13 protein-coding genes are annotated in these 14,620 nt (G+C 46.2%); 10 read left to right on the forward strand and 3 right to left on the reverse strand.

Translation table 11 applies throughout. From position 1 onward, the window contains the following. Positions 1-196 precede the first annotated feature (196 nt). Positions 197-610, forward strand: a complete 414-nt coding sequence (gene azu, locus FM037_RS22230; protein ID WP_407695674.1) for an azurin — start codon at positions 197-199, stop codon at positions 608-610. A gap of 46 nt (positions 611-656) precedes the next feature. Here the strand turns inward: azu and FM037_RS22235 are convergent, their stop codons facing one another. Continuing rightward, positions 657-2,045 carry a metal-dependent hydrolase family protein gene (locus FM037_RS22235; RefSeq protein WP_144047796.1) on the reverse strand — a complete coding sequence of 463 codons (1,389 nt, stop codon included), beginning with the start codon at positions 2,043-2,045 and terminating at the stop codon, positions 657-659. A 279-nt stretch (positions 2,046-2,324) separates the two neighbouring features. Here FM037_RS22235 and FM037_RS22240 point away from each other — a divergent pair, with 279 nt between their 5' ends. The 9 genes from FM037_RS22240 to FM037_RS22280 all read left to right on the forward strand — a co-directional run bounded on the left by FM037_RS22240 (position 2,325) and on the right by FM037_RS22280 (position 12,605). Beyond that, positions 2,325-4,259, forward strand: coding sequence for a pepsin/retropepsin-like aspartic protease family protein (locus FM037_RS22240; RefSeq protein ID WP_144047797.1), 1,935 nt, complete (start codon positions 2,325-2,327; stop codon positions 4,257-4,259). A gap of 54 nt (positions 4,260-4,313) precedes the next feature. After that, a complete protein-coding gene (locus FM037_RS22245) occupies positions 4,314-4,832 on the forward strand; it encodes a GNAT family N-acetyltransferase (protein WP_144047798.1) in 519 nt (172 codons plus the stop codon). 177 nt (positions 4,833-5,009) lie between these two features. Next, the gene (locus FM037_RS22250) at positions 5,010-5,834 is read left to right on the forward strand and encodes an SAM-dependent methyltransferase (protein WP_144047799.1); all 825 of its coding nucleotides are present in this window, start codon (positions 5,010-5,012) and stop codon (positions 5,832-5,834) included. A gap of 183 nt (positions 5,835-6,017) precedes the next feature. Continuing rightward, entirely contained in the window at positions 6,018-6,272 is a 255-nt protein-coding gene (locus tag FM037_RS22255) for a hypothetical protein (protein ID WP_144047800.1), read from the forward strand. A gap of 165 nt (positions 6,273-6,437) precedes the next feature. After that, positions 6,438-6,716, forward strand: coding sequence for a hypothetical protein (locus FM037_RS22260; RefSeq protein ID WP_144047801.1), 279 nt, complete (start codon positions 6,438-6,440; stop codon positions 6,714-6,716). A gap of 397 nt (positions 6,717-7,113) precedes the next feature. Further along, positions 7,114-8,544: a GGDEF domain-containing protein gene (locus FM037_RS22265; RefSeq protein ID WP_229380983.1), complete on the forward strand. Its 1,431-nt coding sequence runs from the start codon at positions 7,114-7,116 to the stop codon at positions 8,542-8,544. Between the two features lie 110 nt (positions 8,545-8,654). After that, positions 8,655-10,406 carry a bifunctional aldolase/short-chain dehydrogenase gene (locus FM037_RS22270; protein ID WP_144047803.1) on the forward strand — a complete coding sequence of 584 codons (1,752 nt, stop codon included), beginning with the start codon at positions 8,655-8,657 and terminating at the stop codon, positions 10,404-10,406. A 102-nt stretch (positions 10,407-10,508) separates the two neighbouring features. Then, positions 10,509-12,119, forward strand: a complete 1,611-nt coding sequence (gene lsrK / locus FM037_RS22275; protein ID WP_144047804.1) for an autoinducer-2 kinase — start codon at positions 10,509-10,511, stop codon at positions 12,117-12,119. A 111-nt stretch (positions 12,120-12,230) separates the two neighbouring features. Next, the gene (locus FM037_RS22280) at positions 12,231-12,605 is read left to right on the forward strand and encodes a cupin domain-containing protein (protein ID WP_144047805.1); all 375 of its coding nucleotides are present in this window, start codon (positions 12,231-12,233) and stop codon (positions 12,603-12,605) included. Positions 12,606-12,652: 47 nt separating this feature from the next. On the opposite strand, the gene FM037_RS22285 is transcribed toward FM037_RS22280, so the two are convergent. Both FM037_RS22285 and FM037_RS22290 read right to left on the reverse strand, forming a co-directional pair. Beyond that, positions 12,653-13,189, reverse strand: a complete 537-nt coding sequence (locus tag FM037_RS22285) for an NADPH-dependent FMN reductase (protein WP_144047806.1) — start codon at positions 13,187-13,189, stop codon at positions 12,653-12,655. Between the two features lie 144 nt (positions 13,190-13,333). Continuing rightward, positions 13,334-14,614, reverse strand: a complete 1,281-nt coding sequence (locus tag FM037_RS22290; protein WP_144047807.1) for a multidrug effflux MFS transporter — start codon at positions 14,612-14,614, stop codon at positions 13,334-13,336. Between the last annotated feature and the right edge of the window lie 6 nt (positions 14,615-14,620).

The raw sequence follows: 14,620 nt of genomic DNA on the forward strand, positions 1-14,620 counted from the left end.
TAAAAAACATGACTGTGATGTCACTAATGACCCATAATACAAAACCAATAACAATTCTCATTAACATTAATTTTCATTAAGATAGCCCGGTGTTAAATACACTAATAATCAAAAAGGATTTCAAATGAAAATCTCAATACATCGTCTTAAGACGATAAGCGCAGTGGGTCTACTCGGTTTCAGTACACTATTCGGTATGTCGTCTAGTGCTATGGCCCATGCCAATGAATGTGAATTAACCATCAGCGCTAACGACGCGATGCAATTCGACACTAAAGAGCTAAGCGTTCCGGCAAGCTGTAAAGAGGTCACACTGACACTGACTCATTCAGGTCAGTTACCAAAAGCTGCCATGGGCCACAACTGGGTGCTAACCAAGGCTGCAGATATGCAAGCGGTAGCCAACGACGGCATGGGTGCTGGCGTAGATAAAAACTATGTTAAAGACGGCGACACTCGTGTTATCGCTCATACAGATGTAGTTGGCGGCGGTAGTTCAACCAGCATCACCTTCAGCACCGAAGGTATGAGTGCTTCTGAAGCCTACAAATTCTTCTGCTCATTCCCCGGCCACTGGGCAATCATGCAGGGCAGCTTTATTATCAAATAAGGCCCTAGATTATAGTTCCTAGGATCTAGATTATTGATTCTAGAACCTAGGAACTCGTCGCATATTTATTCTTATAAACCTTGCCGCCTTTCATCACAAAATCCACATCTAATAAGGCTTCAATCTCTTTCAGCGGGCTAATCTCTGTCGCGATAATATCGGCGTACTTACCCACTTCCAATGTGCCTAACTTGTCTGACATTCCAATCAAATCCGCGCCGTTGACCGTGGCTGATTTTAAAATATCGGCATTACTCATACCCGCCTGATGCATTAATACTGCTTCACGGGCATTAGTACCATGTTGAGACACACCGCTGTCGGTACCATAAGCTATCTTAACCCCGGCTTTATACACGGCCTTGAAGTTATCTGTCATATCCACGCCGACACGTCTGGCTTTAGCCTTAATCGCATCAGACATAAAGTCAGAGGTTTTGGCCATCTGCACTACGGTATCGCCAGCAAGCAAGGTCGGCACTAGATAAGCACCATTTTTCTTTAATAGCTTGATGCTTTCTTTATCGGCGTAACTGCCATGTTCGATACTGTCGACTCCGGCACGTAGTGCCGCGTTAATCCCTTCGGTAGCATGAGCGTGACTGGCGACCTTACGGCCCAGCCCATGAGCGGTATCGACAATCTCTTTTAGCTCATCGTCGGCCATCTGCTGACCCGTGCCCGTATTAGTATCCGACAACACGCCGCCGGTAGAGGTGATTTTAATCACATCGGCACCAAACTTAATCGCCCGGCGAGTCGCCCTGCGGCAATCATAGGGACCATCACAAATGGTCTTAGAGGTGAACTTATCCAGTAAATCCGGGCTCATGCCGTCTACATCACCATGACCACCGGTAACCGATACCCCGCCCGATGCGATAATACGCGGACCATCCACCCAACCTTTAGCTATGCCATCACGCAGGGCATAAATTTGCTCTGGTTTAGCCCCTAAGTCCCGCACTGTGGTAAACCCCGCTAAAAGCGTTAACTTGGCAAAGTGAGCACTGCGTATCGCCACATCGGCATCTGACATACGCAAATTTTCAGTGTCATTCTTAGGCCCAAGTTCACCTTGAAGATGCACATGCATATCCATCAAGCCTGGCATCACGAAGCGGTTTTTAAGATCGATATAGTCAACGTCAGTACCAAAAGACTTAGGGTCCAGATAACCGCTCTTCACCTGACTTATCTTGCCGCCCTCATCAATCACTAATGTCTGCTCGATTAACGGTTTTTTACCAGGGATACTAAGTAGCTCCCCCGCATGGATCACAGTAAAAGATGCGGCTAATAATGGAGTAGTCACCAAAGACGATGCAATAGCGATAGCAAGCCCTGTGGTCCGAAATAGCGCCTGAATGGAACTGACACTTTTAGCTGTTTTTACTGTGTTAGCCGTTAGCTTGATATTGTTTTTATTCGTCATCGACCTCTCCCTAATATGAATCGCTTTCGCTGTATTAGAATAATTATTATTTTTTAGTGTGATTAAACTGCCAAAAATTATCGCTAACTACAAGTGGATAAAGCGAACGAGCATCTAGATTTTATGTAGGAGCAGCTTTAGCTGCGAGGCTTTATTGATTTTAACCGTCACACTGGCATAAAAAGCCATTGCCAATGAGCGACTTATGCTATAAAAATAATGAGAGGCGAGCCTTAACTCGCCTCAAAAAATAATAATAACAAGAAGCAAGGAAGCCCAATGAGCGCTAGTTTATCTACAGAGACTGACAATTCCACAAACCCAAAAGCCGACACGTCAAGTTCAATGGCTAATGCTAAAATCGAACAAGACGCTAAAATCGAGCAAGGCACTCAAACCAAGCAAGAACCGGTTCAGCCGCGTACCCTCAAAGTGCCGATAACTAATGTATACGCCATGGGGGGCTACTGTGCTCAGCTACGCATCGGCGCGAATAAAGAGCCCGTGAACCTCATTCTCGATACTGGCAGCAGCACCTTAGTGGTCAGTAGCAGTGACTATGTGGAGGAAGATGATTCTGCCCTGATCGCCACCAGCTTTGCTCAAGAGGTACTCTATGGCGCAGGCGGTTGGGACGGCCCTGTCATACATACCCGAGTGGGTATTCGTGAAGATGCCATCGACTACGATTTAAGTAATGGCTATCAACTAGAATCACTAACCTCATCAAACCAGCCTATCGTGCTCGACAGCTGCCCCATTGCAATTGTCTCCTCGATCGCACAGGAAGGCACCTTCCTCGATGCCGACGGTATTCTAGGATTGGCTTACCATCAACTGAACAAGAGTTACGACCTCAAGGGCTATTTTGAGCAGTACAATATCACCCCGGCCCTCACCTATCCTTGGCCCTTCGATGATGAAATAAGCATCTGCGAAACCGACTATCAACCAAATGTCCAAACAGCCCTGAGCGGTTCTGATGAAACAGCCCTGAGCGGCACGTGTAAAGAATCAGCCTTGAGCGGCTCTAATAATGAAACCCTGAGCGGTTCTTGTAAAGAGCACTTTACCAGCCATGATCTTCGCAAATTCAAGAAATTCCTCAAGCAGCAGCCGACCCAAGATGTCGTGCCCTACTTTACCAATCTAACTCAGCATGGACTCACCGCTAACAAGTTTGCCTTCTATAGTCGCCGCTCCAGTGTTCATGTCGCCAGCTCTACTCTTGAAGAGCCAACGAGTGCTAACAATGACAATCAGGAGAATAAAACAGGGCACAAAAACAAGTTCAAGCAGCTGGCCCAAGACCCACTCAATCAAGGTTGGTTAATCTTAGGAGGAGGCGAAGAACACACCGAGTTATACGAAGGTGAGTTTAAAACCATCTCAGTAGTAGAAGACAAGTATTACAACGTTAACCTGATCTCCATCCAGGTCGGCGACCAACCCGAGATAGACAGCCAACTCACCGACGAGCTTGAACAGGAACAAGAGAACAGCCTTGAGCGTTCTTTAAATGAAGACAGCCCTGAGCTAGCTGAAGGCGCAGACAACGGAAACAATGAGCACAGCCCTGAGCGTAATAAAGAGCTTGCGCTCCTCTCCGCCATCGGCCTAAACAAGGAGATGCGTGGCCGCAGCAATGCCATTGTCGATACGGGCGTATCGGGTATCGTGTTTACCAAATATCTCTACAAGGCCATGATCGAAAGCTTCACCGCTATCAACCCCAAGTTTGCCGAGTTAATCGCGCCATTTAAAGAGATAGCCCATCAATATCAGGGCATAGATCAGAGTAAGCTCAACCTCAGCGAATGGCCCACACTCACTCTCAGCTTCCTCGGTGAATCGCACCACACTGATGTAACAGCCTCTTCGAAAGAGTCAGCCCTGAGCAGCACGAATAAAGAACTGAGCGATTCTAATAAAGAGCCAGCCTTGAGCGGCTCTAATAGAACAGCCTTGAGCGGCACGAGTAAAGAGAGCGCCTGCGGCGGCTCATTATTAAAGGTCCACATCACCATCAAGCCCGAGCACTACTGGCAGATAAACACCCCAAGCGAAGGCAAGGCCTGCTTTAAGATCCTCTCGCAGCTCCCCGGTTGGCCCAACCAATCTCTGTTAGGTTTACCTCTGATGAATGATTACTACCTCATCTTCGACCGCTCCGCCCATGAGACTGGCGTGATCCGCTTTGCCAAGCGAAAGTAGAAGCTGTTGCGAGTTACGAACAAGATAGAAGAACAAAAAAGAAAGGGAATAAAAATGCACAAGTTTGAAACTGAGCGCTTATCAATGCGACTTCTCGATGAACAAGATAAGTCCCTATATTGCCAGATCTATTCAGATGAAAAAATGATGAGACGTATCGGCAAGGCTATGACGTATGAAAACGCCGAAAAGAGCTTTCATATTGCTTTAAGAAAAAATCGAGTAGAACAGTCACCATTTATCACTTGGGTTATTTGCAATAAGCAGACTGGTGAAGCGCTTGGTATTCAAGGCCTAATGCAGCAAAAGCAAAGTCCACTTTATGCTGATGTGGGCATTATGCTACTGCGGATATCACACGGTAAACAGATCCCTGAAGAGGCCGTAACCGGGCTTTTAGCCTATGGATTTTCAAACCTGAACTACCAACGTGTTTATGCTAATTATTCTAATAAAAACTATGCAACTGAACGTGTAACTAAGAAAATGGGGTTTATTCCAGAAGAAACTAACGCAACTGGCAGCAGTTCATGCTATTTAACAGAAGAAATTCTGAAGTCAGAAATCTCTTAGGAAAGCCGAGTAGATTGATAAATAAAGAGATTACCAACCATTTACAATTCCAAAACAATTCAATAACTGTTATCTTCGTGAATAATCGCTCCGGCCCATTTAAAACTCAATTTACTTTTTCTTAAGTTCATAAATAAGCCAGACAATGTCCAATAAAAATAAAAGAAAGGATTCAAGATGCCAGGTAGTTTAGCTTGTGTAGGTATAGGGATGACATTAGGGGCACATATCTGCCCGCTCGCTAAGAGCTATATCGAGCAAGCCGATGTGGTCTTCTCCGGTGTATCCAACGGTATAGTCGAACTATGGCTGCAAGAGATGCACAGCGATGTGCGCTCCCTTCAAGTGTATTACAAAGAAGGTAAGTCACGTCATATCACCTACCGTGAGATGGTCGACGCCATCTTAACCGAAGTTCGCGCAGGCAAGAAAGTGGTAGGTGCATTTTATGGTCATCCAGGGGTTTTCGCCCACGCACCGCATAAATCCATAGAACTTGCCAAAGCCGAAGGCTTCGATGCCGTCATGATACCGGGGATCTCGGCAGAAGATTGTTTGATCGCCGATCTAGCTATCGATCCCGGAAAATTCGGTTGTCAGCAATTTGAAGCCAGCCAATTTATGTTTTATAAGCGCCGCTTCGACCCTTCCTGTTATTTAGTGCTATGGCAGATAGGCTTGGCAGGCGATAAGAGCATGGCCAAATTTGCAACAGGCGCTGCTCATCGCCAAGTATTGATAGAGCTTCTTTCAACTGAGTATCCCCTAGAGCATCAAGTGATCTTATATGAAGCAGCAGTACTGCCCATAGACACTATACGTAAGCAAACACTCACCCTAGCCGAACTTGCCGATGCTGACATCTACATGCATACCACCTTGGTCATTCCACCAAGCCAGAAGATGCAGCCCAACCAAGCCGTATTGGATAGATTGGCAGAGATTGAAAGGGAGATTGAAGCTGAAAGCCAAAAGCTGGATGCTGAAACAAGTTCAGCATAACAGGTGTGCTGATTTCAGTATGAGTTTCAGCACATCAAATTGTAGGACCGGCTTTAGCCGGGAGAGATGAGACAAACAGCCCATCGCAGCTAAAGCGGCTCCTACATAAGATCTTGCAGCTTGATGTTAGAACTAAAAATCATTTAAAAACAACAAAAAAGCATAACTTTGAGGAAACAGAAGATGTCGAACATTATTCAACTACTAGAACGTATGGGACAAGATTCAGAGCTTCAAACAGAGCAGAGCTTTGAACAAGCGATTCAAGAATCTGCACTTACCCATGAGCTTAAACAGTCGCTACTTAACAGAGATGATATCAGCCTCAAACGCCAACTCGATGTTTGTCCAGATGTTGTTTGTGCGATGGTTGCCCATGAAGAAGATGACGAAGACAGCACAGATATCGAAAGCAGCCCATTGAGCATAGTAGCTTAACAGCCTTGAGCATTTAAAGGGCACTGAATTGTAGGACCGGCTTTAGCCGGGAGAGTAGGAACGAACAAGCCATCGCAGCTAAAGCGGCTCCTACATAAGATCTTGCAGCTCGAACTTAAAATTATTTAAAAACAACAAAAAAGCATAACTTTGAGGAAAGAAAAGATGTCGAACATTATTCAACTGCTAGAACGTATGGGGAAAGATGCGAACCTTCAGTCAAGGGAAATGCAACTTCATACAATAAATACTAGTAATTTAGAAGCTAATATTAAAGAGCCTCTTCTAAAGTCTGATCTAATAAAATTAAAGAAAGAGCTTGATGTATGTCCTGACATATTTTGTGTTTTCTTTCCCGCAGAAGATGAGCCAGAAAAAGACTCTACTGAAAAAGAGTCACCTAAAGAGGATGAGTCTGAATTAAAGTCTGTGGTAAATGCATAGAACAATGTACAAGTTGATAAAAAGAGGTAAGTTATTTTGCCTCTTTACATACTTTTTTGTCAGTTTTGCTTGGGCTGCACAAACTAGTGATGTGCAAGACTTATTTACTCAAGCTGATGCAGTAAGAAGTAGCAATCCAGCTCAATTTATCTTTTTAATTGAGGAGCTTGAAACTCATAGAGCAAATCTTTCAAGCAAGCAAACATTCAACCTTGATTACTTAACTGGCTACAGTTTATCCTTTAAAGGTAAATTTCAAAAAGCTCTTGAAATTTATAAAAAGTTAGTTACCTCTGAAGCGAACGAAACATTAAAATTAAAGGCTAGTTTATCTATAGTAAATACATATGCAATTTCAAAAAACTGGCCAGATGGTCTTCATTATTTATCTAACGCATTGAATAAACTCCCATTAGTTATTGATGATAAATTACAACAAAGAGCTTATGCTGTTGCAGCTATATTTTATAATCAACTGGGCCAATTTGAACTTGGATTAGGCTATGCTCGAAGATTAGCGAAACTTTCACTGGTCGGTCGTAACTTCTGTTTTGCTAAACAACTGGGCTTGGAATCTCAATTCGAGCTCGGCTTGCTGGAAGAAAATGATCCGCAGATCCTTGAGGGGATTGAGGCTTGCCAGCAGAGTAATGAGGTGGTGATGGAGAGCGCTATCTATAGCTATTTAGCCAAACTTCATCTTAAGAATAGTAATCCTCAGAAAGCGATTTTAGCACTCGAAGAGAACTTACAAGCCATTGAGGAAAGTCGTTACGCGCCTATTATTGCACTCTACTACTCACTATTAGCCGAATCTTACTTTCAAATACAATCGAGTGTAATAGCAGAAGATTACGCGCACAGAACCATTCAGCAAACTCGAAATATCGCTAACTCTAAGCCTCAAGTTTCATCTTACAAAGTTCTCTACCAGATCGCCGAATCCCGTGGCGATCATAAGCTGGCGCTTGAGTATCATAAGAAATTTGCCGAAGCCGACCGGGCTTATCTGGATAATATCAAAACTAAGCACTTAGCCTTCCAGCTTGCTGAGCATCAGACCACAGAACATAAGAGCCGGATTGAACTGTTAGACAAACAGAACAACTTGCTAACCATTGAGCAGAAGCTATCTGCGATCAAAGCGGAAAACAACCGACTGTTTATCGCCATGTTGATTGCGATTATCACCTTGCTGGTGTTCTGGGCCTATAAGTCCTGGATGACACAGAAACGCCTGAAACAGTTGGCCGAATATGATGCGCTAACAGGTATTTTAAACCGAGGTCACTTTACACAAGTCGCACAGAGCGCCCTTAAGTACTGTGCCAATACCGATATGTACCTGAGCTGCATTCTGTTTGATTTAGATAAGTTCAAGAATATTAACGATAGCTATGGTCATGCCTGTGGTGATTGGGTATTGAAGAGGGTCGCCGAGGTATGTCAGGCCCAAGGACGTAAAAATGATATCTTTGCCCGTCTCGGCGGTGAAGAGTTTTGTGTGGTACTACCAAGTTGCGATCTACTGACCGCGACTAAGCTTGCCGAAGAATATCGCAAAGTAATCGAGCGAATCGATTCAGCAGATTCAGGATTCGACTTTACTATTAGCGCCAGCTTTGGCGTGACCGATACCCTACGTTCGGGACATGCATTAGAGAAGCTCATCGCCGATGCCGACGAAGCTATGTATGAATCGAAACATAATGGCCGTAACCGGATCACAGTTTATTCGGTGCCAGACAAAGATGCTGACTCTGACGAAAATACAGCTGCTAATTCAGACGGCGCTCAAGCTGACCTGCCTTTGTTCACGGGGAGCTAAAGACTTAGAGAAGTTTCAAGCTATAAGTGCTAAGTTTTAAACTAGTTATTTAGCGTGTAGTCTCTAGATTCTAGGTTCTGGAAACTTCCCTAAAAATAAAAGGAATTTCTATGCAAAGCTTGTGGCATGCCCAAACAGCCAGTCAATTCGTTACCCCTCTCGAATTGAGAGTCTATACCTCACGTCTGTTAGGCCAAGAGCCATCATTAGTGCTACACGGCGGCGGCAACACCTCAGTAAAGACTCAAATCGAAAACCTATTCGGTGAGACCGAAGAAATCCTCTTTGTAAAAGGCAGCGGCTGGGATTTAGAGACCATAGAAGCGGCGGGTTTCGCTCCGGTAAAGATGGACGTGTTATTGAAGATGGCGCAGCTTTCCGAGCTGACCGACAGCGACATGGTTAAGTATCAGCGCGCCGCCATGATAGATCCCAATGCGCCTAATCCCTCGGTTGAAGCCATACTGCACGCCATTATCCCTTTCGCCTTTGTGGACCATACCCACACCGACGCAGTAGTGACTCTGACTAACACTTCAAGCGGTGAAGCCTTTATAGAGCAGTTGTATGGCAAGCGGGTCTTAGTGATCCCCTATGTGATGCCAGGCTTTGCGCTGGCTAAACTGGTTTATGAGATGACTCAGGACATCGACTGGCAGTCGATAGAAGGGTTAGTGCTAATAAACCACGGCCTGTTTACCTTTAGCGACGATGCCAAGACGGCTTACGAGACCACCATTAAACTGGTGACGGAAGCTGAAAATTTTATCGAAGCGAATCTGTGCATCAATGCCGAAGAGCGGGAAGATGCGGATGAAAAGAGCCTTGAGTATCCTGATGAGAACATCAATATTGATCTGGTTGAGCTCGCCAAGATCCGCAAGTTAGTGTCGGCGCAAAAAGGCGCAGCGCATCTGGCTCTGCTAAATAGCAGCAAAGGCTCATGTCATATTGCCTCACACCCAGAACTTAAAAGCATCGCCAGCCGCGGTCCGCTTACGCCGGACCATGTCATTCGCACTAAACGTATTCCCGCTATTTTACATGACGATTTCGAAGCCGACCTCAGCGATTATGCCCAAGACTATATTGAATATTTTGACCGCTATCAGAGCGGTCAAACCATGCTTAACTACGCACCTAACTATGCTATCTGGCAGGGTAAAGCCGCCATTTCTTTCGGCAAGACAGTCAACCAGGCCTTGGTCGTCGAAGATATCACCAGCCATACCTTCGATGCGATATTAACCGCCGAAGCCCTTGGTGGTTATCAGGCTCTGAGCCCGGCAGATATCTTCGCAGTGGAATACTGGGAGCTTGAACAGGCCAAGCTGAAAAAAGGCGCGAGCTCAAATGACAAACCTTTGTTGGGCAAGGTTGCCATGGTAACCACCGCCGCCACACAAGTTGGTCAAGCGGTTGTGGCCCATATGGAAGCGCTGGGCGCTAACATAGTAGAGCTTGGTGAACACCTTGAATTTGATACCTTAGATAAGTGCCAGGAAGCGGCCGAAACCGCCATCATAGATTTTGGCGGCTTAGACATAGTTATCTGCCTTGGGGATGACCTATCTAACCTAATGTTACTCAAAGCCTGTGAAGCCTTTTTAGAGCATGGCATTAGCCCAAGGGTATTGTGCGTTAACCAAGGTTCCCTACCTGTCATGAGCAATAACATCATCAAGGTGCTACACCTGAACTGCTCCGCAAGCCCGACGTTAGCCTCACTGAATGGCTCAAAAATATTAGTACAAAAAACCAATGGCGAGCACCTGCAAGCCGGCGTATTCAACCTGCTCAGCGCGATAACCATGATGTTGTCGAATGAATATGTGCCCCACGAAGAGGGCGTGACGGTTTAACCCTTGTAGGACTGGCTTTAGCCGGGAGGGATGGAACAAACCAGGATTCGCAGCTAAAGCAGCTCCTACATAAAAGTTCAAACGCAGCATAAGGAAATGAACATGGAAAACTATCTGTTAGCCATAGATGCGGGAACGGGCAGCGGCCGTGCCGTGCTGTTTGATTTGCATGGACGCCAAATTTCCGTGGGGCAAGAGGAGTGGCAGCACTTAGCCGAACCAGGGGTGGATAACTCCATGGGCTTCGATTTCGATAATGACTGGCCATTGCTGTGTCGCTGTATCAAGCAAGCCATCCAAAACGCCAATATCTCCTCCCAGCAGATCATCGCCATTTCCGCGACGAGTATGCGTGAAGGCATAGTGGTATTTGATAAAGATGGCCAGGAGATTTGGGCCGTCGCCAATGTCGATGCCAGAGCCTCTAAGCAAGTGATGGCACTGAAAGAATCCTCACCGGATATCGAATACCGTGATTATCAACAGTCCGGGCAAACCTTCGCCCTCGGCGCCCTACCCCGTTTGCTATGGCTAAAGGAACATCATCCCGAGCTGTATGACCAAGTACACTCGGTTGCCATGCTCAGCGACTGGGTCTTAGCAAAACTAAGCGGCGTAATCGCAACCGACCCATCCAATGCGGGCACAACCGGGATATTCTCCCTGGCCACACGTAACTGGGTGCCAGAGATGGCCAAGGAAGTCGGCCTTAACCCCGAGATATTTCCCCCGGTGGTTGAGACTGGCACCAAGATAGGTGAAGTCACCGCACAAGCCGCCAGTGAATCAGGCCTGAATACAGGCACAGCTGTGGTGATGGGGGGCGGGGATGTCCAGCTTGGCGCTGCCGGTCTCGGAGTCGTCAACCTAGGCGATATAGCGGTGCTGGGCGGCAGTTTCTGGCAGCAGGTGGTGAACATAGACGCCAAGATGCCGCCACCAGAAGATATGTCCATTAGGGTCAATCCCCATGTGATCACCGGACTCTCTCAAGCCGAGGGGATCACGTTTTTTAGCGGCCTAGTGATGCACTGGTTTGTGGATGCCTTCTGTCATTTAGAGAAACAACTAGCTCAAGAGCGTGGCATAAATGTCTATGCCTATATGGAAGAGCTGGCCCAGCAAGTGCCTGTGGGCAGCTATGATATCTTGCCGATATTCTCCGATGCAATGCATTACGATCACTGGTATCACGCCGCCCCTTCGTTTATCAATTTGTCACTGGATGCAGGCAAAAGCAACCCCGCTTGTCTATTTCGTAGCTTGCAGGAGAATGCCTGCATTGTCTCGGCCATTAACCTCCAAAGTATCCAGGTGTTTAGTAAACCCAATACCGATACAGCAGGCTCAGCCGCTGCTAGCAAGCCAAGCGAAGCAGAACAGGTGATAGTGTTTGCAGGCGGTGCCAGTAAAGGCTTTCTATGGCCGCAGATCCTCGCCGATGTCACCGGCAAGAAAGTCAAAATACCTAAAGTTAAGGAAGCCACATCTCTGGGCTGCGCCATGGCCGCTGGGGTCGGTGTGGGCATTTATGCCAGCATCAAACAGGCCGCCGACTCGATTGTAAGCTGGGAAAAAGAATACCAGCCCAACATGGACAACTATGTGAAGTATCAAGCGTTAAAAGAGAAGTGGATTCAGGTGTATGAACAGCAATTAAAACTGGTCGATAAAGGCCTGACAAACTCAATGTGGCAAGCACCAGGATTATAAAACTTGTAGGACTGGCTTTAGCCGGGAGAGATGAAACAAACAAAACATCGCAGCTAAAGCAGCTCCTACATACGGGCTCGTAGCCAAGAACTAACAACATTAGGAACCGCTATGTACTTAACCAATGAATCAGAGCATGACTATCGCTTCGGCGAGTATGGGCCTAAATACCTGACCAATGGCCCGAGAGTTCACTTCGGCATTGTGGTGATAACCCCAGGTGAAGCTCATCCTTGCCATAAGCATAAGACTCAGGAAGAGTCATTCTTTGTACTCGAGGGTGAATGTGCCGTTTATGTGGATGGTGAACGTGTGCTAATCAAACAAGGCGACTATCTGCGCTGTGAGCCTGGTGAGTCTCACCTGTTCAGAAATGAGAGTGATAAAGACTTTAAATCTGTCTTCGTCAAAGCACCCTATAGCGCCGAGAAAGACAGCGTCTACATCGACTGGCAACCAGGCCAGCCCTTCTTAAAGGAAGAGTGAATGAAGAATAAAAATGGCCCTAAGTTCTAGGGCCTAGAATCTAGGCACTAGGCACTCGCTTGATGTAACTTAAATACTGCTTCTTTTAGCTCCTGCTTGAGCTCATCATTTTTAAGCTCGCCCTTTTCCATGTCGAAATTGTCGAAGAAGCTAGGGATAGAAAGACTCGCCTTCACATCGGCAGCAAAATAGGGTGCAGAGCCTGCGGCGGCTGTTAATACGGATTTAGCGCCACCAGGTCCAGGAGAAGTCGCTAGCAATACCATAGGCTTGTTCTGAAACACCTTCATATCTATGCGTGACGTCCAATCGAACAGGTTCTTATAAGCTGCGGTGTATGAGCCGTTATGCTCGGCAAATGAGATGATGATGCCATCGGCTTCGCCAAGTTTGGCAAAGAACTTCTGCGCCAGCTCAGGCTGACCTAGTTCCTCTTCCCTGTCTTGGCTAAAAATAGGCATCTCATAATCATTGATATCGAGTATCTCAACGTCAGCACCTTCCACTAGTGAGGCGGCGTAAGTAGCGAGTTGCTTGTTGATGGATTTAGAGCTGTTGCTGGCTGCGAATGCTAATATTTTCATAATAATTCCTCTTCAACTTTTAATTTAGTAAAAACGCTCAGAGCTGCTTTTTAGAGCCGCTCAAGGCTGTCTTGATTTAGTAAAACCGCTTAAGGCTGTTTTTAGAACCGCTCAGGGCTGACTTTCTTCACAAGCCGAACGGGGCTATAGTGACCTGCAAGGCTCTGTGGCATTGGTTTGGGTCGATAATTCTGAATCTTCGCTACAAGAACGCGTATATAAATATGTGCTGCACATGGCTGCACCAGCGCAGGCTAGCCCCATAAAAGACAGTAATACTGCCGGGGAGTGCGCATGGGACAAGCTGATCCCACCGCTAAAAACCGCACCTAAGGCAAACTGACAGAGTCCAAACACTCCCGAAATTGCCCCACCTTGAGTCGGATAAAATGACATAGCCGCTGAAATCGCATTAGCCGAAATCATTCCGAGCAAGATGTTGAACATAAATACGCTGATAACGATTGCTGTTAACGGGGCTTGCATCTGCGCTAATACAAAGAATAGGAAACTCAATGGTCCTAGAAACAAACCGGCAATAATGGCTTTCTTGTTGGGTGTGATCTTAGCGAATACCTTAGCACTTAACAGGCTGCCAGATATCATAGCCAGGGCATTTAAACCTAATAAATAGCTGTAATTTTCAGCACTAACCTTAAAGAAATCAATATAAACGAAGGCAGATCCGGCGACGAACGAGAACAGCGCCGCAAAACCAAAACCACCAAGAAAGATAAAGGCAATCGGCAATGGCTGTTTAAATATGGCAATAAAGTCAGCGAATGATGAACTTGCTACTTGTTCAGCCTCTTCGTTTTCCGCACTCTTGCTCTGTGCTTTGCCATTCTGTGCTTTGCTATTCACAGCTTCAAGCTTTTCGCTGTGGGTAAATAAGCTCAACACAAAGGCGAAAACTCCCACACCGGCGAGGACATAAAAGATCTCTTCCCAGCTGCCATGCTTAAGTATTTGGCCGCCTATCATAGGTGCGACTAACGGTGCGATAACCACAGTCGCCATCACATAAGTGATAATCTGCGAGCCTTTTTGAATATCGAATTTTTGCTGGATCATAGCAAAACATACCACTGAGCTTGCTCCGCCAATCGCCTGAAACATGCGGGCCAGATAAAGCCCATCAGCAGTTTCAACCATAGGCACAGCCAAACTTGAAAGAGTAAATATCACTAAACCCGACAGCAACAAGTTCAATTTATTGAAACGGTCGGCGAGCAAACCAAACACAGGTTGAGCCAATGCAAAGGCTAGCAGAAATACCGCCACCGACATCTCCATATCGTTGATAGAAACCGACAGTGAGCTAGCCATCGAAGGTAATGCTGGCAGATACATATCGATTGCTAAGGGAGATAACCCAAATAGCAGACCTGTGACTAGAATATAGAGTTTGACGTTGTGCTGCATAGCATC

Origin of the sequence: Shewanella psychropiezotolerans (assembly GCF_007197555.1) — a bacterium.
Taxonomy (GTDB): domain Bacteria; phylum Pseudomonadota; class Gammaproteobacteria; order Enterobacterales; family Shewanellaceae; genus Shewanella; species Shewanella psychropiezotolerans.

Coding starts and splice junctions, on each gene's coding strand:
- azu (WP_407695674.1), top strand. CDS start 197: ATGTCGTCTAGTGCTATGGCCCATGCCAATGAATGTGAATTAACCATC.
- FM037_RS22235 (WP_144047796.1), bottom strand. CDS start 2,045: ATGACGAATAAAAACAATATCAAGCTAACGGCTAACACAGTAAAAACA.
- FM037_RS22240 (WP_144047797.1), top strand. CDS start 2,325: ATGAGCGCTAGTTTATCTACAGAGACTGACAATTCCACAAACCCAAAA.
- FM037_RS22245 (WP_144047798.1), top strand. CDS start 4,314: ATGCACAAGTTTGAAACTGAGCGCTTATCAATGCGACTTCTCGATGAA.
- FM037_RS22250 (WP_144047799.1), top strand. CDS start 5,010: ATGCCAGGTAGTTTAGCTTGTGTAGGTATAGGGATGACATTAGGGGCA.
- FM037_RS22255 (WP_144047800.1), top strand. CDS start 6,018: ATGTCGAACATTATTCAACTACTAGAACGTATGGGACAAGATTCAGAG.
- FM037_RS22260 (WP_144047801.1), top strand. CDS start 6,438: ATGTCGAACATTATTCAACTGCTAGAACGTATGGGGAAAGATGCGAAC.
- FM037_RS22270 (WP_144047803.1), top strand. CDS start 8,655: ATGCAAAGCTTGTGGCATGCCCAAACAGCCAGTCAATTCGTTACCCCT.
- lsrK (WP_144047804.1), top strand. CDS start 10,509: ATGGAAAACTATCTGTTAGCCATAGATGCGGGAACGGGCAGCGGCCGT.
- FM037_RS22280 (WP_144047805.1), top strand. CDS start 12,231: ATGTACTTAACCAATGAATCAGAGCATGACTATCGCTTCGGCGAGTAT.
- FM037_RS22285 (WP_144047806.1), bottom strand. CDS start 13,189: ATGAAAATATTAGCATTCGCAGCCAGCAACAGCTCTAAATCCATCAAC.
- FM037_RS22290 (WP_144047807.1), bottom strand. CDS start 14,614: ATGCAGCACAACGTCAAACTCTATATTCTAGTCACAGGTCTGCTATTT.